Consider the following 21,305-nt stretch of genomic DNA (forward strand, 5'->3'; position numbering starts at 1 on the left):
TCCCGCCTGGCAACCGCGAGCACCCCTCCGACCTGCGTACTCCACCGTCAGCAACCGTGGCCACAAAGCGTCTCCACCGAATGTGGGCCAGAGCCGAACGTTTTACAGTCCCCGACCTGGGAGTTCTCGATCCTGCCCGGCCGTGCCGGTGTACTGGCGCTGGACGGCGAGGGTGTGGGTGCCCTCCTTCAGGTCGCCGGTCTCGTCGACGACCAGCACCGCGGCCTCGTCGTGGAGGTGCTCGACGACGTATTCGCGCACGTCGTCGCGGACGGCGTCGGTGTCCCGGACGGCCCGGCACAGCAGATGCTGCATGCCGTGCGGGCCGGCCTCCCCGGCCCACTCCGCGATCGTCCAGCAGTTCTTGCGCGGCAGGTCCGACAGCAGGCCCAGCACCAGCCGCCCGGCCCGGCGCCGGGGTTCGACCCGGGCGAACCGGCCCGCGATCCGGCCCATGGCCTCCTCGAACGCTTCCTGCCAGCGGGCAGGGTCTGTGCTGTGACCTGCGGCCATCGCAAGATCTTTAGTCTTCACACACCGATGATCAGCGGTGGCCGCAGCCTTCCCGCAGCCGACCCACGAGCAAGATCAAGGTCTATGGCAGGAGGTCGCGCTGGTACCAGGTGCCTGACTTGCCGCCGAGATCGGCCGGGGTGGCCGGGCCAACCGGGACGAACCCGGCCTTGGCCAAAACTTTCTGGGACGCGGCGTTCTCGTGGGAGGTGGCCGCCCGCAGTGTGCGCAGGCCGTGCCGCGCTGTCGCCATCCGGCACAGCTCCCGGACGGTCGCGGTCGCCACGCCGCGGCCGACGACCCGCTCCGCGACCCGGTAGCCGAGTCTGGCAGTGCCGTCCTCCAAGTCGTACAGGTTGAACCTGCCGAGTACCGAGCCGTCCTCGGCGACGAGCACGTAGAAGGCGCAGATGCCGGCCTCCTGCTCGGCCAGCGAGGCGTTGTACCGGTCGGTGAACTGGTCGAAGAAGTCGTCGCCGCGGTCGGAGATCGAGGCAGCGAAGTAGGCGCGGTGCGCCAGCTCGAAGGCCAGGACCGCCGGGGCGTGGCCGGCATGCAGCGGCTTCAGCATGGGCATTGCCCGACCTTACCCAGATGGTCCGTTGAGGCCACCTGGTTTTGCAGACAGCTCCAAGACCAGGGCACATAACGATCTACGGCTGGAGTGCTAGTACTCCAGCCGGACTTCTAGATTTTCCCTGGTCAACGGCCTGGCAGCGGGGAGTGTAGCGGGTGTGCTGTGGTCGCGGGACGGTCTTGCCGGGGCCGTCCCGCGAACGTGTGCCCGCGCCGCATGTAATGACAGCGCCACGAGCAGTCCGTTGTCGTGATCCACGACGTACCGACGAACGCCTGGGACCTGGAACTCGAAGAACTCTTCCTGCGGATCGGTGGACGCTTCTCCCGTGTGGAACCACGTCGGCGGATGCGGGACTACGTCCGCGGGCTGCTCGGCCCGGTAGGCCGCAAGAACAGTTGGCAGCTCGCCGAGCACGCCGGCCATGCCACCCCACACGGCCTGCAGCACCTGCTCTCCCACAGCCGGTGGGACGCCGACGGCCTGCGCGACGACCTGCAGACCTACGTCGCCGAACAACGTCGATGGTGGCGCGCCCCTCGCTTGTGGACTCCGGCATGAAGTGAGCACAGTAACCGAGCGTGACAGCCGACGTGGGCGGTGCTCATCTCCGTGCGGCAGTACATCCCGTCACGCCGACAGCGAAACGACAGTTGTGCCTTACGCCCCTCCGGCCGGGCGCGGGTCAAGCTCTCTGCACGGCCTGAACGACGTGGGCCCGCCGACCGTACCTCTTGCCAGATCACGCAACCTCCCCGGAAGGGACACACCCGCATGACCAGCGCATCGCATCAGCTCGCATCGGGGCCTGCCCGTCGTACCGTCGTGGCGGCGGCCGGAGCGGCAGGCCTCGCCGTCGCGCTGACCGCCTGCGGAGGCTCCGACGACGCCTCCGACTCGTCCGCGGGCTCCGGCGCGTCCAGCAGCCCACAGGACAACAACGAGACGAGCAGCGGAGGTTCGGGCGGCGGCAACGCGGCCGGGGCCGAGCTCGCCGCGGTCGCCGACATCCCCGAGGGCGGCGGGAAGGTCTTCGCCGACAGCAAGGTGGTGGTGACCCAGCCGACGGCGGGCGAGTTCAAGGCGTTCTCGGCGACCTGCACCCACCAGGGGTGTGCGGTGAAGAGCGTCGCCGACGGAGTCATCAACTGCCCTTGCCACAACAGTAACTTCTCGATCACCGACGGCAGTGTGCAGGGCGGCCCGGCGACCGCGCCGCTGCCGTCCGTGGAGATCACCGTCAGCGGGGACTCGATCAGGCTCGCGTGAGCCTGGCCCATGTGAGAAAAGAGGGACCGCATGACCGCCACGCAGCGCCGGGGCCGGAAGATCATGATGACGCCGGGCGAGCTGGACGACTTCCTCACCGTTCAGCGCACCTGTCGGGTCGCCACGGTGTCGGCCGACGGCGCGCCGCATGTGAGCACGCTCTGGTTCGCCTGGGACGGCGTCTCACTGTGGCTGTACTCCGTGGTGCGCTCCAAGCGCTGGGCCGAGCTGCGCCGGGACCCGCGGGTGGCGATCGTGGTGGACACCGGCGAGGAGTACGACGAACTGCGCGGTGCGGAGCTGTCCGGGCGGATGGAGTTCGTGGGCGAGATACCGCGCACCGGCGAACTCCTCGCCGAACTCGACGTTCCCGAGACCCTGTTCGCGCGCAAGAACTTCGGCCTGGACGAGATGCCGCACGACGGTCGGCACGCCTGGATGCGGCTGACCCCGGAGAAGATCGTGTCCTGGGACTTCCGCAAACTGGGCGCTCGCCAGGTGGGCTGACCTGAGGAGTCGTCCGTACGCGAGGTCCTCTGCGAGAGGTCCTATGCGTACGTCCTGGACTCCGGTGTGCCCGGTCCGATCGCCGCGGTGACCGCCTCGCTCAGGGGGCCGATCTCGTCCCCCGTGAGCGTCGACACGGTGATGCGGATGCCCGGGGGTGTGCTCATCCGGAAGCGGGCGCCGGGGGCCACCGCCCAGCCCGCGTGCAGCAGTCGTGCGACGGCGCCGGTCTCGTCCGGCACCGGCACCCACACGTTCATACCGCTGCGCCCGTGCGCCGTGACCCCCTGCCGGGCCAACGCCTCGATCAGGGCGTCCCGGCGCCGCCCGTACTCCGCCGCCACCGCGCCCGGGTCCACCGCACCGCCGGTCCACAACCGGAGCACCGCGCGCTGGACGGTGCGGCTGACCCAGCCCGGCCCGAGCCGTTGCCGCCCGCGCACCCGGTCGAGGGTGACCGCGTCCCCGGTGAGCACGGCGAGCCGTAGGTCAGGGCCGTACGCCTTGGCCGCCGAACGCACGAAGGCCCAGCTACGGGTGGGGCCGGCGAGGGGGTGCAGGGGCAGGTCGACGATGTGGTGACCGTGGTCGTCCTCGATCAGCAGCGTCTCCGGGTGGTCCGCGAGCACCGCCCGCAGGGCACGCGCGCGCGTTGCGCTCAGTGCGGCCCCGGTCGGGTTCTGCGCCCGGTCCGTCACGATCAGCGCACGCGCCCCGCCCCTCAGCGCACGCCGTACGTCATCGGGGAGCGGCCCCTCGTCGTCGACGCCGACCGGGACGGTCCGCAGCCCGAGCGCCGGGACGAGGTCCAGCACGCTTCCCCATCCCGGGTCCTCCACGGCGACCGCGTCCCCCTGCTTGAGGTGGGCCGCGAGCACCCGCTCCACGGCGTCCAGGGCACCGGAGGCGACGGCGACGGGGCCGTCGGGAACGCCGTCGGCGTCCAGCCAGGCGCGTGCGTGCCGCGTCAGTCCGGGCTCCACGGGAGCGTGCCCGTAGAGCACCGGCTCCCGGTCCCCCTGCCCGGCCGCGGCGGCGAACGCCTCGGCCAGCGGGGGCAGCAGCGCGGGATCCGGGTTGCCGTCGGACACGTCCCGTACGCCCGGCGGCACCTCCACCCGGATGAAGTCGCGCGCCGTCGTGGCCGGTTTGGGCCGCACCCGGCTCCCCCGCCGACCCGCGGTCTCGATCACCCCGCGCTCGCGCAGGGTCCGGTACGCGGACGCGACGGTATTGGGATTCACCCCGAGCTGCTCCGCCAACTCCCGCATCGGGGGCAGAAGTTCACCCGGCCTGAGGTCCCCTTCACCCACCGCGCGCTCAATGCTCGCCGAAATCTCCGCTGAGCGCCGCCCACTGATCCGATACTCTCCTAGCACAAAGCAGATTATGCACTAGTGCAATGGAGAACGCCATGCAGGGAACCCTGCCGCCGCAGCAGCCCGCCACCAGCTACCCGTCCACCGAGCGCACCGTCCCCACCCGCTCCCCCCACCGCGCCGCGTACGACAAGGAGCTGGTGCACGCGATACTCGACGAGGGGTACGTCTGCCACCTCGGTTTCGTCCGCGACGGCGCGCCGGTGGTGCTGCCCACGCTGTACGCCCGGGTCGGCGAGCGGCTCTACGTGCACGGTTCGACGGGCTCGCGCCCGCTGCGCGCGGCGGGCGGGGCCGAGTCCGGCCTCCCGGTCTGCCTGACCGTCACCCATGTGGACGGGCTGGTGCTGGCCCGCTCCGCCTTCCACCACTCGCTCAACTACCGCTCCGTGGTGGTGCACGGCCTCGCGCACGACGTGTCCGACCCCGAGGAGAAGCGGCGGTCGCTGGACGCCCTGGTAGATCAGGTGGTCCCCGGCCGCGCCGCCGACTCCCGCCCGGCCAACAAGAAGGAGCTGGCCGCCACCGCGGTGATCCGTCTCGACCTGACCGAGGTCTCCGCCAAGCTCCGCACCGGCGGCGTCAACGACGAGCCGGAGGACCTCGCTCTCCCCCACTGGGCGGGCATCGTCCCCCTGAGCCTCGGCTACGGCACCCCGCTCGCCAACCCCGGTCTGGCCCCCGGCACGCAGCTGCCGGAGTATCTGGCGACCCTGTGATCCGGCCACCCCGCGACCGCGCCGCACGGGGGCCCGGGGCCCGCCATCACGCCGGTACCGCGTCGTCCTCCGTCCTGCGGGCCCGGGCGAGCCGTGCCTCGCCCACCGCGAGCCCCGCGACCGCGCCCAGCATCAGCAGGGTGCCGACCAGCGTGGCCGAGGTGAGCCGTTCCCCGAGCAGGGCGACGGCGAGCACCGCCGCGCTCACCGGCTCCAGCAGCATGATCACGGACACGGTGGCCGACCGTACGACGGCCGCGCCCGCGAAGTACAGGCCGTAGGCGAGAGCGGTCGGGACCGCTGCGACGTACGCCACGAGGCACAGCAGCAGACCCGGGTCGCCCGTGTGCGGGACCAGCCCTTCGACCGCGGCGAACGGCAGCAGCAGCACACTCGTGACGGCGAACGCCCCGACCGTCGCGCCGGAGGCGTCCAGCCCGCCGTCCCGCCCCCACCAGCGGGTGAGCAGCGTCATCGCCGAGTAGCCCGCCGCGGCCAGGAGCGCGAGCAGCACGCCCCACAGGTCCACGACCGCCTCCCCGCCACCGAGGACGAGGACGACGAGCCCGGCGAGCGCCCCGGCGACGGCGGCGCTCCCGCCCCGGCCGAGCCGCTCCCCCAGGAGCAGCCGTGCGCCGAGCGCCATCAGAACGGGTCCCGCGCCGAGGGTGACGACGGTGGCCACGGCGAGTCCGGTGGCGGCGACGGCGGCGAAGTAGGCCGTCTGGAACACGCCGAGCGCGACTCCGGTGGCCACGGCCCGCCACACCCTGCGGCCCAGGGGCTCGGGCACGGTCCGGGTGCGCGGGAGCAGTGCCCGGGCCCCGAGCAGCAGTACGAGTCCGGCCGCACAGCGCCAGAAGGAGAGGGCGACCGGGCCCATGTCACTGGCCCGGTAGACCAGCGACGCGGCAGCGCCGGCGGTGCCCCAGGCGACACCGGCGACGATCAGATAGAGCAGACCTCGCCCGACGGGCAGGCCGGATACGGCGTTCGACACGTGTTCTCTCCGCAGGTGCACACAGATACGCGCGGGTACGCACCACTCACGGCGGTGCGCGCACTGCGCGAAAGGAAGGAAGCCCCGGATCAGGCCCGGGTCGAGCCGGGCCGACGGGGTCCGCGGACCGCGTCTGCGGGCTGCACCGCACGGCCCGGCGGCGCACCGGGCGGAGGGAGCTGTGGACCCGCCTCAGGCGGCGGGAGGCGGAAGGACGAGTGCGCGCGCATGCATGATCAGCACCTTAGGCGGCAGTTCCGGGCGTGGACAATTCCCTTTCGGGCCCTCCGCTCGCCACCGGCCCCTCGGAGTTCCTGGCCGGCGCGGAGGACTGGGCGATGAACGCGCCCGCCAGCACCACCGCACCGCCCACGAGCTGCGGCGCCGACAGGTGTTCGCCGAGGAGAACCCAAGCCAGCACGGTGGCGATGACCGCTTCGAGGCAGGCCACGACCCCCGCGACCTGCGGCGAGAGCCGCCGCACCGAGAGCACTCCGGTGCCGTACGCGACGACCGTGGCGACGAGGACGATCCAGGCCAGCAGCACGAAGGCCGCGACCGGGGTGCCGTCCATGCTCGCGTTGCCGCCGAGCACCGACCAGTCCATGGACCACGGACGGGCGACGAGGGTGAGTACGGCGGCGCCGACGAGCAGACCGTAGGCGATCACCCCGAGCGGGTCCGGCGCCCGGTCGCCGTGGTCGCTGCCCTGGTCGGACAGGACGAAGTACCCGACCTGACAGCAGGCGGCGCCGAGCGCGAGCGCCAATCCGAGGACGTCGAAGCCGAGGCCCGACCACACCTCCACGACGCAGGCCAGTCCGCCCACCGCCAGGACCACACCGACCGCCGCCGCCCGGGTCACCGGCCGCCGTTGGACGAACCGCACCCAGCCGAGGACGAGCGCGGGCGCGAGATACTCGACGAGCAGTGCGACGCCGACGGGGATGCGGGAGATGGCCGCGAAGTAGCAGGCCTGGACGCCGGCGACGGCGAACAGTCCGAACCCCGCGAGCAGCGCCGGATGACTGCGCAGCAGCCCCCGGTGGCGCACCGCCAGCGGCAGCAGGACCAGGGCCGCGCCCGTCACCCGCAGCCAGACGACGTGCAGCGGGTCCAGTCCCGCCTCGATCAGCGGCTTGGCGGCGACACCGGAGCCGCCGAAGGCCACCGCGGACAACAGCGCGAGGCCGAGCCCCACGCCTTTCCCACGGGTGCCCAGGGTGTTCCGGGTGCTGACAGAGGTAGACACCGGCACATGATGTCAGGCGTCGACAGGAGCGTCATCCCCATGGCTCCTGTCTCACCTGCTGGACGGTGGCTCCCTCAGTTTTCCTCAGGGCCGCGCACCCGTCCTCAGTCGTCGTCGGCGAGGATCAGGTACAGCTTCTTGCGGGCTTCGTTGATGACGGTGAGCGCCTTCTCCCGCTGCTCCTTGCTGCCGGTCTTCCAGACCTGCCCGAAGGCCTCCATCAGACCGAACCCGGCCTGCCGGATCTCGCTCAGCGCCTCCCAGTCGACCCCGCGCGAGGCCTCTTCCCAAGGTGCCTCCGGGCCCTCCTCGGCCGCCGTGCGACCGGTGTCGGTGAGCGCGAACAGCTTCTTGCCGCCCTCGGACTCGCTGGCGATCAGCCCTTCGTCCTCCAGCAGCTGCAGGTTGGGGTACACCGAGCCGGGGCTGGGCTTCCACGCCCCGCCACTGCGCTCGGCGATCTCCTGGATCATCTCGTAGCCGTGCATCGGGCGATCCTTCAGCAGGGCGAGGATCGAGGCCCGCACGTCACCGCGCCGCGCCCTCCCCCTCGGGCCGCCACGCCCTCGGCCACCGCCCCAGGGGCCGTGCCCGAAACCCGGACCGAAGCCGGGGCCACCGTGACCGCCGGGTCCCGAGGGGCCGAAGGGCCCGAACGCGGCCCGCAGCCGCTCGAAGTCGCTCCGGACGCCCCGCGGGCCGCCCTGACCGTGCTCGCGACCATGGGTACGCATCGCAACCACTCTCCATTCCATCGTTGACCTGTCGCGATATCTCAACGATATATCGATGAGTTTCGCTGGACAACCCCCTCGACCGCCCGTTGCCGGGCAGAGGGACCCGTACGGCCGGTCCAACGCGCCTGAATTGGCCTTGGTCTGCGACTTTGCTCGGCCCGTACCGTCAGGGCATGCGCATTCGAATCGTCGACGCCTTCACAGACCGGCCCTTCTCCGGCAATCCCGCCGGGGTCCTGCTCCTGGACACGGAGGCGTTCCCGGACGACACCTGGCTCCAGAACGTCGCCCTGGAGGTCAACCACGCCGAAACCGCCTTCGCGCACCCGCTGCCCGCGGGCGGCACGGCCGACTGGGCGCTGCGCTGGTTCACCCCCGCCACCGAGGTCGCGATGTGCGGCCACGCGACCCTGGCCACCGCGCACGTCCTGCACACCACCGGCGCCCACGAGGGGTCCGTCCGGTTCGCCACCCTCAGCGGTGTCCTCGTCGCGACGCCGGCCGAGGACGGCTCCGTGACCCTCGACTTCCCCACGGCACCGCTCACCCGGCTCGACATCCCCGCGGGGGTCGCCGACGCACTGGGCACCGAACCGCTCACGGCCTTCGACACCGGCCCGAACGTCGGAGACCTGCTGGTCGAGGTCGCCGACGAGCGGACCGTCCACTCCCTGCGGCCCGATCTGAAGGCCCTCGGCACCCACTCCGAGCGCGGCGTCATCGCCACCGCCCGCGCAGCGGACCCGTCCGGGGACTACGACTTCGTCTCCCGCTGCTTCTTCCCGAACCTCGGCATCGACGAGGACCCCGTCACCGGCAGCGCCCACACCGCGCTGGCCCCCTACTGGTCCGAGCGTCTCGGACGCCCCGGCCTCACCGGCCTCCAGGCCTCGCCCCGCTCCGGCCGCGTCCGTACGGAGCTGTGCGGCGAGCGCACCTTGCTGGGCGGGCGGGCGGTGACGGTCATCGAGGGCGAACTCCTGGCCTGACCGGGTGCCGGAACGGCGAAGGGGCGTACCGGCACGGCCGGTACGCCTCTTCCCGGTCTCCGGGTCGTTCAGGCCGTGGGCAGCCAGCCCACCTTGCCCGCGAGCAGCGCGTACCCCACGAACGCACCGATGTCGAGCAGCGTGTGCGCGACCACCAGGGGCCCCACCCGGCCCCAGCGGCGGTAGAGGTACACGAACACCACGCCCATGACCATGTTGCCGACGAAACCGCCGATGCCCTGGTAGAGGTGGTACGAACCGCGCAGCACCGAACTCCCCGCCATCGCGGCGCCCGGTGTCCAGCCCAACTGATCGAGCCGGCGCAGCAGGTACGCGAGGACGATGACCTCCTCGAGGATCGAGTTCTGCAGTGCCGAGAGGATCAGCACGGGGAACTTCCACCACACCTCGGGCAGCGCCTCGGGCACCACGGTGAGGTTGAAGCCGAGCCCGCGCGCGGCCAGGTAGAAGGCGATGCCGCTGCTGCCGATGACCGCCGCGACCGCCGCTCCGCGGCCGAGGTCGGACCAGGGCCGGGTGCGGTCGAACCCGAGGGCGCGCAGTCCCGCGCCTTCGCGCAGCAGGAAGTGGGCGACGAGCGCGACGGGAACGAGCGCGGTGGTGATCCCGAAGAGCTGCCAGGCCAGGTCGAGCCAGGGACGGCCCGGTGCGGCCGAGGCGTTGAGGGTGGCCGCCTGGTCCTTCAGGCCGCCCGGCCGGGTGACCGAACCGATGAAACTGATCAGCGCGGAGACTCCGCTCGCGCCGAGCGACACCGCGAGCACGAGCAGCGTCTCGTCGCGGAGCATCGTCCGCGTGAGCCGTCGCTGAGGATGCTCATCGGCCCGCGGGCCCGCCTCCGCCTGCACAGCTGCCTCCACATCACCGATCCGTGCGATCAGTATGAGGGCAGCGTCCGACGGCCCGACGGGTGGTCCTCGGCGGCCCCGCCCCGGTGTCAGGGCGCAGGTACCGGGTCCGGGAGGCCGACGGGCCAGGTGTGGACCGGATCGCCCTTCAGCATCAGCTCGCGGTAGCGCCGGGTGGTGGCGGCCAGCGCCGCCTCCCGGCTCAGGCCGCCGTCCAGGGCCCGGTGGAAGGTCGCGGCCTGCCAGCTCGCGCCGTTCTGCCGGCGCCGGCAGCGCTCCTCGATCACGCCCAGGTACAGGTCCCGGTCCGCGGGCTCGATGCCCCACGCGTCCAGTCCCGCCTCGGCCAGCGGCAGCAGCTCGTCGCGTACGAGGGTGACCGCGTCCACTTCGGCCGTACCGCCGTAGCGCCCGCGCCGGGGCCAGGTGAGGCGGGCTTCGATGCCGTGCCTGCAGGCGGCGTCGAAGTTGGCGGCGGCGGCCTCGAAGGGCAGCCGGGTCCACACCGGGCGGCTGTCCTCCGCGAGGGCGCGGACCAGGCCGTAGTAGAACGCCGCGTTGGCGACGACGTCGACGACGGTGGGCCCGGCGGGCAGGACCCGGTTCTCCACCCGCAGGTGGGGGACGCCGTCGGCGACGCCGTAGACCGGACGGTTCCAGCGGTAGACCGTGCCGTTGTGCAGGACGAGTTCGGCGAGCGTGGGGGTGCCGTCCTTGTCCAGCACGTCGAGCGGGTCCTCGTCGTCGCAGATGGGCAGGAGAGCCGGGTAGTAGCGCAGATTCTCCTCGAAGAGGTCGAACGCCGAGGTGACCCAGCGCTCCCCGAACCAGGTGCGCGGCCGTACGCCCTGTGCCTGCAGCTCGGGCGGCCGGGTGTCGGTGGACTGCTGGAACAGCGGCGGCCTGGACTCGCGCCACAGCTCGCGGCCGAACAGGAAGGGCGAGTTGGCGCCGACGGCGATCTGGGCGGCAGCGACCGCCTGGGCCGCGTTCCACACGTCGGCGAAGCGGGCCGGAGTGACCTGGAGGTGCAGCTGCACCGAGGTGCAGGCGGCCTCGGGCGCGATGGACTTGGAGGTGCAGCTGAGGTGTTCCACCCCGTCGATGTCGAGGCTGAAGTCCTCCCCGCGGGCGGCCACGATCTGGTCGTTGAGCAGGGTGTAGCGGTCGACTTCGGAGAGATTCGAGGAGACGAGGTCGTCGCGGTCCAGCGTCGGCAGAATACCGATCATCACGATCTCGGCGTCCACCTCGGCGGCTTTCCGGTCGGCGTACGCGAGTGAGGTGCGCAGTTCCTCGGCGAGCCGGTCGAATACCCGCCCGTCCAAACGATGTGGAGCTATGTTGACTTCCAGGTTGAACATGGCGAGCTCTGTCTGGAAGTCCCGGCTCGCGATCCGTTCGAGGACTTGCCCGTTCAACATTTTAGGCATGCCGTCGGCGCCCGTGAGATTCAATTCGATCTCCAGCCCCACGAGGTTCTTGGGGCGGTCGAACCGCTTCTCCGCCAGGAGTCGCTCCAAGCCTGTCAGGCACCTGCGGAGCTTGTCGCGGTAGCGCTGGCGATCGGACAGGTCGAACCCGCCTGCCACCACCTTCTCCCCCATCGAAGCGTCCCTCCTCGGCTGGGCGGTCCGATGATCGGCCGCCGGGGTCCCGGTCCACAGGGGAGGATGCCCCGTGGATGCGATCGATAACGCCCCCAACCGGTCTGTCGACCGCTACGCTGGTCGAATGTGACCACTGGCACATTCACGCGGCATGGCCGGAATGGCACGCAACAACGCGACGACGGACTCGTGAAAAACGCCGACGACAATAGGCCTACCGCTTAACGACCGTTTATCGAGGTCACCGCTGTGCACCCGGTTCGGAATCGGGATGATTCCCCCATTTCATCGACCGGAAGTGCCCTTGTTCAACGGGGCGAAAAAAGCTAGCGGAAACACAGCCCGAACACGCGTCATATAAACTCTGTGGACAGGGCAGAAGGTTGGCGCCCACGGTCGAGTGATCCAGCCTCGAGGTGACGTGCGGCAGTCCTCACCCCCACCTCTCGCGCTCAGACCCCGGCCCCTGCCTTCCGACCCTTCGTGAGCTGACAGCGTCGTCCGCCCCGCCCTCGCGCCACCGTGCCTTCGAATGAGAGGCGACCCACCATGCCCCTGCATGTCCCCCCGGCCCCCGCGCCCGCACTGCGTTCCGTCCTGACCGCGCTCTCCTCCTCCACCGCGGTCAGCGAGGCCCGGACCCCCTCCCTCCTCGGTGCCCAGGGACCGGTCTCGCCCGAACTGCCGCTGCCCGTGCACGTCCTGGACCGGACCACCGCCGAAGGCGTGTCCGCGACGCGACTGGCCGGCTGGCGCTTCCTGATCCGCTGCGGCGACCGGGCGGTGGCCGCGGCCGACACCGTACTCACCCCCGACGGCTGGACCTTCTCCCGCTTCTTCGAGGGCCCGTACATCGCCTCCACCGAACTGGCCCTGCGCCAGGCCGAGTCCCTGCCGCAGCCGTACCAGCCCCGGCTGTTGTCGGTGCCCGGCCTCTACATGCTGACCCTCTGGCTGCACGGCGACCGCACCGCGGACGGTGCCGCCGGCCACCCCGCCGCCACCGACCTGCTCGTCCCGCTCGCCCCCGCGCCGCCCGGCATCGCGGCCCACCGCCCGCACCTGGTCGCGGAACTCCTCCCGGTGCTGACCCACCGGGTGACGCCCAGCCGCCTGCTCGGCTCACCCGCCTGACCGACGCGCGTCACGCGCGTCACGCCCCGCCGCTCCCGCACGACCACCCCGTGCCCCGCCGCCCGATCCCCGCGGCGGGGCACACGCGTGCGCCGAGCCCCCGGCCCGAGCGGGCCCGAGCACTCCGAACCCTCGGACTAGCCTCATCCGGCCATGTGGAACCACCCGAAGTGACAGTGCAGTTGAGGTGAACCGTCCGCGCGGGTGACGCGTCATCGACCTGTGAGGGGCGGTGCTGCGAAATCCCTGCGGATCGCCGTCCGGAGGGCAACACTTGTTTCCGACCGACCTATGACAACGGGGGGCGGCCATGAACGAGGTTCCACGCCGCGCAACAGAGACAACAACCAACCCACAGGTCACAACAGAGCGAAAGATCCCATCCATGTGCCAGCATCCGTCACCGTGCCCCTCAGCCGAATCCGCCGACCGGGAGTCCGCCCGTGTCGTGGCGCACCACCCGGAGCAGGGCTGGAGCCTGCTGTGCAACGGTGTCGTGCTCTTCGAGGACACCGGTGAACTCCTGCCCGACGGCAGGAGCATCGCCCCGCAGCGTCCCGGGGGCACCGCGGTGATGACCACCGCCTGAACTCCACCGGGCGGATCCGTGCCCGCCCGCGGAGGAAAACCCCGTCCGGGGTCCGCCCGGCGACGAACAGCCGGACTCGCCCCGCGTGGAGCCGGGCACGGGCTTGGTCGTACGGGCGAGCAGGGCGGTTCCTGCGCAGCGCCTCTGAGCCCCGTCGGCACCCACCGGGGACGGCGGTCTCACGTCACATCCGCCGGTGGCCCCGTCCCGTCCGGCTCCGCTCGCCGCCTATCGTGATCGGCATGCAGTCCTACACGATCGGCCAGGCAGCGCGGCTGCTCGGCGTCAGCCCGGACACCGCCCGACGCTGGGCGGACGCGGGCCGGCTCACCACCCATCGCGACGAAGGCGGACGGCGGCTCATCGACGGGCGGGACCTGGCCGCGTTCTCCGTCGACCTCGCGAAGGCCGGCGCCACCGAGGAGGGCACGCCGTACACCTCGGCCCGCAACGCCTTCCCCGGCATCGTCACCGCGATCAAGCTCGGCGACGTGGCGGCCCAGGTCGAGATCCAGGCGGGCCCGCACCGTCTGGTCTCGCTGCTGACCCGCGAGGCCGTCGAGGAGCTCGGACTGGAGGTCGGCATGGAGGCCACCGCCCGCGTGAAGTCGACAAACGTCCATATCGACCGCGTCTGACGGAAGCGGCACGCCGAAGGGCTCTGCTCCGGCCGTACGGCCGGAGCAGAGCCCTTCGGCTCCTCCGTCCCGGTGACCGGGCCCTCCGCGTCAGTCGTCGTACGCGTCCAGCGGCGGGCAGGAGCACACCAGGTTGCGGTCGCCGAAGGCCTGGTCGACACGGCGCACCGGCGGCCAGTACTTGTCGGCCGCGCTCACACCGGTCGGGAAGACGGCCTCCTCACGGCTGTACGGGTGCTGCCACTCCGTGCCGAGCGCGGCGGCGGTGTGCGGGGCGTTGCGCAGCGGGTTGTCGTCCACGGGCCACTCGCCGGAACCGACCTTCTCGATCTCCGCGCGAATCGCGATCATCGTCTCGCAGAACCGGTCGAGTTCGGCCAGGTCCTCGGACTCGGTCGGCTCGATCATCAGCGTTCCCGCCACCGGGAACGACATCGTCGGCGCGTGGAAGCCGTAGTCGATCAGTCGCTTGGCCACGTCGTCCACGCTCACGCCGGTCGCCTTGGTCAGCGGGCGCAGGTCGATGATGCACTCGTGCGCGACCAGCCCGCCGGGGCCGGTGTAGAGCACCGGGTAGTGCGGTTCGAGGCGCTTGGCGATGTAGTTGGCGCTGAGCACCGCCACCTGGGTGGCCCGCTTGAGCCCCTCGCCGCCCATGAGCCGGACGTACGCCCACGAGATGGGCAGGATGCCCGCGGAGCCCCACGGGGCAGCCGAGACCGGACCGATCCCCGTCTCCGGCCCGGCCCCGGGCTGGAGCGGGTGGTTCGGCAGGTACGACGCCAGGTGCGACCGCACCCCGACCGGGCCGACGCCGGGACCGCCGCCACCGTGCGGGATGCAGAAGGTCTTGTGCAGGTTCAGGTGCGAGACGTCGCCGCCGAAGTGCCCGGGCTTGGCCAGCCCGACCAGCGCGTTGAGGTTCGCGCCGTCCACGTACACCTGGCCGCCGGCCTCGTGCACCGCCGCGCAGATCTCGGCGACGTGCTCCTCGAACACACCGTGCGTCGACGGGTAGGTGATCATCAGCACCGACAGCTCGTCGCGGTACTGCTCGATCTTCGCCCGCAGGTCGTCGATGTCGACCTCGCCGTCCTCGGCGGTCTTCACGACGACGACCTTCATCCCGGCCATGACGGCGCTGGCCGCGTTGGTGCCGTGCGCGGAGGACGGGATGAGGCAGACGGTGCGCTGCTCGTCGCCGTTGGCCCGGTGGTAGCCGCGCACGGCGAGCAGCCCGGCCAGTTCGCCCTGGGAACCCGCGTTGGGCTGGAGGCTCACCTTGTCGTAGCCGGTGACCTCGGCGAGACGCTCCTCCAGTTCGTGGATGAGCGTGAGGTAGCCCTGGGCCTGCTCGGCCGGCGCGAAGGGGTGCAGCTGCCCGAACTCGGGCCAGGTGATCGGCTCCATCTCCGTGGTCGCGTTGAGCTTCATGGTGCAGGAGCCCAGCGGAATCATCCCGCGGTCCAGCGCGTAGTCACGGTCGGCGAGCCGCCGCAGGTAGCGCAGCATCGCGGTCTCGGAGCGGTGCTGGTGGAAGACGGGGTGCGTCAGGTACTCGTCGGTGCGCAGCAGGGCGTCCGGCAGGGTGTCGGGCGCTGCCGCGTCCAGGCTCTCGACGTCGGCCTCGACCCCGAAGGCGTTCCACACGGCGGCGAGCCGGGCCCGTGTGGTGGTCTCGTCGCAGGCGATCGAGACGTGGTCGGCGTCGACGAGGAGCAGGTTGACGCCGTTGTCCCGCGCGGCGGCGACGACCTCGGCACCCCGGCCCGGGACCCGCACGGTCAGCGTGTCGAAGTAGGAGCTGTGGACGATCTCCACGCCGCCGGCCCGGAGCCCTTCGGCGAGGACGGTCGCGTAACGGTGGGTGCGCCACGCGATGGTCCGCAGTCCTTCGGGACCGTGGTAGACGGCGTACATCCCGGCCATCACGGCGAGCAGCACCTGAGCGGTACAGATGTTGCTGGTGGCCTTCTCACGGCGGATGTGCTGCTCACGGGTCTGGAGCGCGAGCCGGTAGGCCTGGTGGCCGTCCGCGTCGACGGAGACACCGACGAGCCGTCCGGGCAGGCTGCGCGCCATCTTCTCGTGCACGGCCATGTATCCGGCGTGCGGCCCGCCGAAGCCCATGGGCACACCGAAGCGCTGTGTCGTGCCAACCGCGATGTCCGCGCCGAGTTCGCCGGGCGACGTCAGCAGCGTGAGGGCGAGCAGATCGGCGGCGACGGTGACCAGCGCGCCCAACTCGTGCGCCCGGTCGATCACCGGCTTGATGTCGCGTACGGCTCCGGAGGCGCCCGGGTACTGGATCAGCACGCCGTTGATCCCGCGCTCGGCGATCTCGGCGGGGATGCCCTCGCTCAGGTCGGCGACGACGACCTCGACACCGGTCGGCTCGGCACGGGTCTCGATCACGGCGATCGTCTGCGGCAGTGCGTCCGCGTCGACCAGGAACAGACCGTTCTTGTTCTTGCCCATGCGACGCGACAGCGCCATCGCCTCGGCGGCGGCCGTGCCCTCGTCGAGCAGTGAGGCCCCGGAGGTCGGCAGGCCGGTCAGTTCGGCGACCATGGTCTGGAAGTTCAGCAGTGCCTCGAGCCGCCCCTGCGAGATCTCCGGCTGGTACGGCGTGTAGGCCGTGTACCAGGCGGGGTTCTCCATCACGTTGCGCAGGATGACGGGGGGCGTGAAGGTCCCGTAGTACCCGAGCCCGATCATGGAGCCGAGCACCTCGTTGCGGTCGGCCAGCGACCGGAGCTCGGCCAGTACCTCGGGCTCGGTCCGGGCGCCCGGCAGGTCGAGCGCGTCGGCGTTCTTGATCACATCCGGGACCGCCGCAGCCGTCAGCTCGTCGAGCGAGCCGTAGCCGACCTGCGCGAGCATTTTGGCGCGGGCCTCGTGGTCGGGGCCGATGTGGCGCTGCTCGAAGGGCGTTCCCTGTTCGAGCTCGGAGAGGGGAATGCGGTGGGCGGTCATTGCGGAGGCCTCCTGGTCTGACGACCTTCGAGGGGCACCATGGCGGGTGCCCGGACGGCCTCCCCCTCTGTCATCTCAACCTGAGAGCTTCACCGGACCGCCGCAGGGCGCCCGGCTTTCACCGTCGGTGAGAGCGGGAGCCGTCGACACCCGCCCTGCTTTCCAGAGTGACCTCGTCCATGCGGTACGTGGGCCTGAGAGTTTCCGGGGAGGATTTGCTCCTTCGGCGCCCTCCGGTGGTGTCCGGAGGACTCTCCCGCACGGGGTCAGCAGCCGCTGTCAGCGTACCAGCGAGGGCAACCCCCGGTCCTTCGAGTGGCCGCCGGACCAATTGTGCCGTTTCGTAGTGCTGACGAGTGATTGCGGATTGCGACCAGTGGAGGGCCCGTGCAGACCGACATCGATCCGCGCAACCTGATCGGCCGCAAGGCGTTCGACCGCAACGGAACCCGGATCGGCACCATCGACGAGGTCTATCTCGACGACGCCACCGGCGTACCCGAGTGGGCGGCGATACGCACCGGCTTGTTCAGCAGGGACGCCTTCGTCCCCCTGGAGCCGAGCGAGCTGATCGACGGCAGCCTCCACATACCCTTCGAACGCGCCCTGATCAAGGACGCTCCCGACTTCGGCGTGGGCCGCCACCTCTCCCCGGAGCAGGAGCTCCAGCTCTACCACCACTACGGTCTGGACGTCTCCGCGCCTCCCCCGCTTCCGGACCGCGACTTCGGCAAGCTCGCCGACCGCGACGACCGCCCGGCCTGACGGCCCCCGGAGCCGGGAGCACGAAGCCCACTCACGCCTGCGAGGGCCCCGGGCCCACGACACCGGGACTCGCCCCCGAGCCGTCGCCCGTCTCCGCGCCGTCCCGCGGTCTCTCGCCCTCCCCGGGGCTTGGATCCACCAGTGGCAGCGGATCCGCCGGTTGCAGGGCCGGGTCGTCGGTGCGGAAGGTCTTCACCCGTCCCACCGCCGAGTCGGGCGTCTCGAACCGGACCGTGACCCGGCCCAGGCCGCTGCCCTGCACCCACCCGTGCCCGTACTCGGTGTGCCGTACGTCGTGCCCGGCCGGCCAGCGCCGCTCCGTGCTCGTCTGCTGTTCTTCCCCCATGGGTGCGGTCACCCGGTCCTCCTCGCCCGGCGACTCCTCCGCCCGGTCCCCCGCCGCCTGTGCGAACAAGTCCTCCTGGGTGTAGTCCGCGAGTCCGCTGACCCCCACGCCCAGCAGCCGTACTCCGCCTGTCGTGTCGACCGATTCCAGCAGCCGTGCCGCCGCCTCGCGCACCACCGCCGGATCGTCCGTGGGCCCCCGCAGCGTCTCGGACCGGGTGAGCGTCGAGAAGTCGTAGCGCCGCACCTTCAGCACGATGGTCCGTCCCGCCAGCCCCGCTCCCCGCAGCCTGCGCACACAGCGATCGGCGAGCCGCCGCACCTCCGTACCGACCCGCACCCGGTCGTGAATATCCACGTCATACGTGTCCTCGACCGACACCGACTTCGTCTCCCGCTCGGCCACCACGGGCCGTTCGTCCCGCGCCAGGGCCATGGCGTACAGCGCGTGCCCGTGTGCCTTGCCGAGCAACCGCACCAGCTCGTCCTCCCCGGCCTCGGCGAGCTCGCCGACCGTGTGGATCCCGGCCCTGCGCAGGTGGTCACCGGTGGCGGGCCCCACTCCCGGCAGCGTCCGGACCGGGAGCGGCGCCAGCAGGGCCCGCTCCCTTCCCGGCTCGATGAGCACCAGCCCGTCGGGCTTCGCCTGCTCCGAGGCGATCTTCGCCAGCATCTTGGAGGCGGCGAGCCCGACGGATCCGGTGAGCCCGGTGACCTCCCGTATGTCCGCGCGCAGTTTCGCCCCGGCCAACCGGGCCGACCGCTCGTCCCAGGCCGCCCCGCCGGCCTCCAGGTCCACGAACGCCTCGTCCAGGCTCAATGGCTCCACCAGCGGCGACAGCGCCCGCAGCAGCCCCATCACCTGGTTGCTGATCGACCGGTAGAACGCGAAGCGCGGCACGAGATACGCCGCGTTCGGCGCGAGCCGCCGCGCCTGCGCCATGGGCAGCGCGGAACGCACGCCGAAGGTCCGGGCCTCGTACGAGGCGGTGGCGACCACTCCGCGCGGCCCGAGCCCGCCCACGATCACGGCTTTCCCTCGCAGGCTCGGCTTGGACGCCTGCTCCACCGAGGCGAAGAAGGCGTCCATGTCGAGATGCAGGATGGTAGGCGCGGGTCTCACATCTCCGATGCTGCCCTACGCCACTGACAATGCCCTGCCGCACGGGCCGTCCACCGACCGCCCCGGACCGCACGGGCCGCTCGGCCGGCCCCGACGGCTCAGACCGCGCGGTTCCGCCGCCGCGCCAGCTCGTCCATCGGGTTGGGCCCGATCAGTGTTTCTCCGGTGTCGACACGCTCCCCGTGCAACTGGGACAGCGCGCTCTCGACATCCCGCCACACCACACCGACGGCGATCCCGAAGATCCCCTGGCCGCCCTGGAGCAGGGCATGGACCTCATCCGGCGTGTCGCACTCGTAGACCGTGGCTCCGTCGCTCATCAGCGTCATGCGCTCCAGGTCACGAAAGCCTCGCTCCCGCAGATGCTGGACGGTGGTGCGAATGTTCTGCAGCGACACGCCGGTGTCCAGGAACCGCTTGACGATCTTCAGGACGACGACGTCCCGGAAGCCGTACAGCCGCTGTGTCCCGGAGCCGTGCGCGGGCCGCACACTTGGCTCGACCAGTCCCGTGCGGGCCCAGTAGTCCAGTTGCCGGTAGGTGATGCCGGCGGCCGCGCAGGCCGTGGGGCCGCGGTAGCCGATCTCCTCGGACACCATGGACGTCGTCGCCCCTCCGCTGTTCGGCACGGCCGCCGGCCGCTGCGGAGCATGATCGGCCGCACTGCTGTGTTGGGCATACGCCCCGCCCGCGCGGAGCTGAGGGCCTGGGTGAGGGTACGGACCGCTCGCCCCGAGACCGTGTCCGGGGGCGCCCCCAGCCGTACCGTCGCCGGTGCTTCTCACGCCGACCTCCGTCCTCGACCTGCCTCCTCGACGGTAGGCAGTCACCAAGGGCGCGTCAACGATCGCCACACTCGGCACGCCGAGTGATAATCACCCTAAGAGTGGTTTCCCGTGCCCCACCGCGGGGAAAGGCTAGCCGAATGTCTTCTGCGCGGGCCGTGCGACGCCCTCGCGCACCGCCGGCCCGAGCGGGAATCCGGCGGGACGGCACCGCCGCTCACTGACTGCTGGAGCCGAAATCCTCCGGCGAGATCTGGTCGAGGAACTCGCGGAACTTCTCCACCTCGTCCTCCTGCTCGTCCGGGATGGCGATCCCCGCGTCGTCGAGGACTGTGTCACTGCCGTAGATCGGCGTCCCCGTGCGCAGCGCCAGCGCTATGGCGTCGGACGGCCGGGCACTCACCTCCACGCCGCTGGCGAAGACCAGCTCCGCGTAGAAGACCCCCTCGCGCAAATCCGTGATGCGCACTTCCGTGAGCTCTTGGCCAACGGCTTCCAGCACGTCCTTGAAGAGGTCGTGGGTCAGCGGGCGCGCCGGAGCCATGCCCTGCTGGGCGAAGGCGATGGCCGTCGCCTCCCCCGGCCCGATCCAGATGGGGAGGTACCGGTCGCCTCCCACTTCGCGCAGCAGCACGATCGGTTGGTTCGAGGGCATTTCGACCCGGACACCTACGACATCGAGCTCGTTCACACAGCAACCCTAGGCCGTGCCCGGGACGTTTGGGTAGTCGGGCCGGGATCAGGTGGCCGATCCGGTCCCCCGATCCGTGCCCCTCAGGGCAGCCGCACCCCGAGTGCCGAGCTCACCAGCGCGGTGTGCAGCTTCACCGTGAGACCGGCGAGCTCCTTCGCACGCGCCTCCGCATGAGCCCTGGTCTGCGGGTTGCGGTGGCGTTTGAGCGGGGCGACGACCTGGTCCACCAGCCCGGCCTCCCGCTCCGCGGCGGCCTTCATCGCCCTCAGGTGTCTCGGCTCGATCCCGAACCGCCCCAACTCGGTGATGAGACCGGCGACGGTGACCGCCTCTGCGTCGTACACCTCGTCCTCGACGGGAGCGAGCAGCCCGTACGACTCCCACTCCACGAGCTGCTCCTGGTCGATGCCGACGGCCGCCAGCAGCTGCGCTCGCCCGATCCGGGCCGCCGTGGCGGCGGGATCGGCGGACGGCCCGGGGCCTGCTTCCCCGTCCCGCTGCCGGGACAGCACCGCCAGCGGGAGGGCCTCGCCGCGCTCCATCGCCGCCAGGTGCTCGCGGATCACCTTGAGCGGCAGATAGTGGTCCCGCTGCATCCGCAGAACATGCCCGAGCCGCTCGACGTCCGCCGCGCTGAACTTGCGATACCCCGAGGGGGTCCGCTGCGGCTCGATGAGCCCCTCCGACTCCAAAAAGCGGATCTTGGAGATGGTGACTTCGGGGAACTCCTCGCGCAGCACGTTCAGCACCGTGCCGATGCTCATCAGTCCAGTTTCCGCGGCGGCGGCGCCGTGCCCGGCACCGCCGCTCGGTGTGTGAAGCATGGACCTTCCCT

Annotated in this window: 20 protein-coding genes, 2 pseudogenes and 1 riboswitch; of the genes and pseudogenes, 9 read left to right on the plus strand and 13 right to left on the minus strand. The window is 71.3% G+C overall.

Annotated features, from left to right (window positions below; all coding sequences use genetic code 11):
• Window positions 1–113: 113 nt before the first annotated feature.
• A pseudogene (locus AB0I73_RS33760) lies at window positions 114–456 on the minus strand (transposase); the annotation flags it as partial.
• A 139-nt stretch (window positions 457–595) separates the two neighbouring features.
• Window positions 596–1,090: a GNAT family N-acetyltransferase gene (locus tag AB0I73_RS33765; protein WP_363043878.1), complete on the minus strand. Its 495-nt coding sequence runs from the start codon at window positions 1,088–1,090 to the stop codon at window positions 596–598.
• Between the two features lie 282 nt (window positions 1,091–1,372).
• Between AB0I73_RS33765 and AB0I73_RS33770 the strand changes: the two are divergent.
• The 3 genes and pseudogenes from AB0I73_RS33770 to AB0I73_RS33780 form a co-directional block, all read left to right on the plus strand.
• Window positions 1,373–1,606: pseudogene (locus AB0I73_RS33770) on the plus strand (transposase); the annotation flags it as partial.
• Between the two features lie 258 nt (window positions 1,607–1,864).
• Window positions 1,865–2,359, plus strand: a complete 495-nt coding sequence (locus tag AB0I73_RS33775) for a Rieske (2Fe-2S) protein (protein WP_363043880.1) — start codon at window positions 1,865–1,867, stop codon at window positions 2,357–2,359.
• A 30-nt stretch (window positions 2,360–2,389) separates the two neighbouring features.
• Entirely contained in the window at window positions 2,390–2,866 is a 477-nt protein-coding gene (locus tag AB0I73_RS33780; RefSeq protein WP_363043882.1) for a pyridoxamine 5'-phosphate oxidase family protein, read from the plus strand.
• A gap of 41 nt (window positions 2,867–2,907) precedes the next feature.
• Here the strand turns inward: AB0I73_RS33780 and AB0I73_RS33785 are convergent, their stop codons facing one another.
• On the minus strand, window positions 2,908–4,245 hold the full coding sequence (locus AB0I73_RS33785) for an aminotransferase class I/II-fold pyridoxal phosphate-dependent enzyme (protein WP_363043884.1): 1,338 nt from the start codon (window positions 4,243–4,245) through the stop codon (window positions 2,908–2,910).
• A 35-nt stretch (window positions 4,246–4,280) separates the two neighbouring features.
• On the opposite strand from AB0I73_RS33785, the gene AB0I73_RS33790 reads away from it, so the two are divergent.
• Window positions 4,281–4,964, plus strand: a complete 684-nt coding sequence (locus AB0I73_RS33790) for a pyridoxamine 5'-phosphate oxidase family protein (protein ID WP_363043918.1) — start codon at window positions 4,281–4,283, stop codon at window positions 4,962–4,964.
• A gap of 46 nt (window positions 4,965–5,010) precedes the next feature.
• On the opposite strand, the gene AB0I73_RS33795 is transcribed toward AB0I73_RS33790, so the two are convergent.
• The 3 genes from AB0I73_RS33795 to AB0I73_RS33805 all read right to left on the minus strand — a co-directional run bounded on the left by AB0I73_RS33795 (window position 5,011) and on the right by AB0I73_RS33805 (window position 7,950).
• Window positions 5,011–5,964 carry an EamA family transporter gene (locus tag AB0I73_RS33795; protein ID WP_363043886.1) on the minus strand — a complete coding sequence of 318 codons (954 nt, stop codon included), beginning with the start codon at window positions 5,962–5,964 and terminating at the stop codon, window positions 5,011–5,013.
• Between the two features lie 244 nt (window positions 5,965–6,208).
• Window positions 6,209–7,222 carry an EamA family transporter gene (locus AB0I73_RS33800; RefSeq protein WP_363043888.1) on the minus strand — a complete coding sequence of 338 codons (1,014 nt, stop codon included), beginning with the start codon at window positions 7,220–7,222 and terminating at the stop codon, window positions 6,209–6,211.
• 98 nt (window positions 7,223–7,320) lie between these two features.
• Complete coding sequence (locus AB0I73_RS33805) at window positions 7,321–7,950, minus strand: PadR family transcriptional regulator (RefSeq protein ID WP_363043890.1); 630 nt, start codon at window positions 7,948–7,950, stop codon at window positions 7,321–7,323.
• A 176-nt stretch (window positions 7,951–8,126) separates the two neighbouring features.
• On the opposite strand from AB0I73_RS33805, the gene AB0I73_RS33810 reads away from it, so the two are divergent.
• Window positions 8,127–8,942 carry a PhzF family phenazine biosynthesis protein gene (locus tag AB0I73_RS33810; protein WP_363043892.1) on the plus strand — a complete coding sequence of 272 codons (816 nt, stop codon included), beginning with the start codon at window positions 8,127–8,129 and terminating at the stop codon, window positions 8,940–8,942.
• Window positions 8,943–9,010: 68 nt separating this feature from the next.
• Here AB0I73_RS33810 and AB0I73_RS33815 read toward each other — a convergent pair whose 3' ends face one another.
• Together AB0I73_RS33815 and AB0I73_RS33820 are read right to left on the minus strand one after the other, a co-directional pair.
• Window positions 9,011–9,811: a type II CAAX endopeptidase family protein gene (locus AB0I73_RS33815; RefSeq protein WP_363043920.1), complete on the minus strand. Its 801-nt coding sequence runs from the start codon at window positions 9,809–9,811 to the stop codon at window positions 9,011–9,013.
• Between the two features lie 89 nt (window positions 9,812–9,900).
• Window positions 9,901–11,418 (minus strand): glutamate-cysteine ligase family protein, encoded by a 1,518-nt coding sequence (locus tag AB0I73_RS33820; protein ID WP_363043893.1) that lies wholly within the window; start codon window positions 11,416–11,418, stop codon window positions 9,901–9,903.
• A 552-nt stretch (window positions 11,419–11,970) separates the two neighbouring features.
• Between AB0I73_RS33820 and AB0I73_RS33825 the strand changes: the two genes are divergently transcribed.
• From AB0I73_RS33825 to AB0I73_RS33835, 3 genes are all read left to right on the plus strand, one after another.
• Window positions 11,971–12,555, plus strand: a complete 585-nt coding sequence (locus AB0I73_RS33825) for a hypothetical protein (RefSeq protein WP_363043895.1) — start codon at window positions 11,971–11,973, stop codon at window positions 12,553–12,555.
• Window positions 12,556–12,940: 385 nt separating this feature from the next.
• A complete protein-coding gene (locus AB0I73_RS33830; RefSeq protein WP_363043897.1) occupies window positions 12,941–13,144 on the plus strand; it encodes a DUF5999 family protein in 204 nt (67 codons plus the stop codon).
• A gap of 242 nt (window positions 13,145–13,386) precedes the next feature.
• Window positions 13,387–13,782: a helix-turn-helix transcriptional regulator gene (locus AB0I73_RS33835; protein ID WP_363043899.1), complete on the plus strand. Its 396-nt coding sequence runs from the start codon at window positions 13,387–13,389 to the stop codon at window positions 13,780–13,782.
• Between the two features lie 90 nt (window positions 13,783–13,872).
• Here the strand turns inward: AB0I73_RS33835 and gcvP are convergent, their stop codons facing one another.
• A complete protein-coding gene (gene gcvP / locus AB0I73_RS33840; protein ID WP_363043901.1) occupies window positions 13,873–16,758 on the minus strand; it encodes an aminomethyl-transferring glycine dehydrogenase in 2,886 nt (961 codons plus the stop codon).
• Between the two features lie 172 nt (window positions 16,759–16,930).
• A riboswitch (glycine riboswitch) is annotated at window positions 16,931–17,027 on the minus strand.
• Window positions 17,028–17,145: 118 nt separating this feature from the next.
• Here gcvP and AB0I73_RS33845 point away from each other — a divergent pair.
• Window positions 17,146–17,523 carry a PRC-barrel domain-containing protein gene (locus tag AB0I73_RS33845; RefSeq protein ID WP_363043903.1) on the plus strand — a complete coding sequence of 126 codons (378 nt, stop codon included), beginning with the start codon at window positions 17,146–17,148 and terminating at the stop codon, window positions 17,521–17,523.
• 31 nt (window positions 17,524–17,554) lie between these two features.
• Here AB0I73_RS33845 and AB0I73_RS33850 read toward each other — a convergent pair whose 3' ends face one another.
• The 4 genes from AB0I73_RS33850 to AB0I73_RS33865 form a co-directional block, all read right to left on the minus strand.
• Window positions 17,555–18,991: a DNA polymerase IV gene (locus AB0I73_RS33850; RefSeq protein ID WP_363043905.1), complete on the minus strand. Its 1,437-nt coding sequence runs from the start codon at window positions 18,989–18,991 to the stop codon at window positions 17,555–17,557.
• A gap of 98 nt (window positions 18,992–19,089) precedes the next feature.
• Window positions 19,090–19,776 (minus strand): MerR family transcriptional regulator, encoded by a 687-nt coding sequence (locus tag AB0I73_RS33855; RefSeq protein WP_363043907.1) that lies wholly within the window; start codon window positions 19,774–19,776, stop codon window positions 19,090–19,092.
• Between the two features lie 217 nt (window positions 19,777–19,993).
• Window positions 19,994–20,467: a bifunctional nuclease family protein gene (locus tag AB0I73_RS33860; protein WP_003988851.1), complete on the minus strand. Its 474-nt coding sequence runs from the start codon at window positions 20,465–20,467 to the stop codon at window positions 19,994–19,996.
• A gap of 83 nt (window positions 20,468–20,550) precedes the next feature.
• A complete protein-coding gene (locus AB0I73_RS33865) occupies window positions 20,551–21,294 on the minus strand; it encodes a MerR family transcriptional regulator (protein ID WP_363043909.1) in 744 nt (247 codons plus the stop codon).
• Between the last annotated feature and the right edge of the window lie 11 nt (window positions 21,295–21,305).

It is taken from the genome of Streptomyces sp. NPDC050388 (assembly GCF_040655635.1).
Lineage (GTDB): Bacteria > Actinomycetota > Actinomycetes > Streptomycetales > Streptomycetaceae > Streptomyces.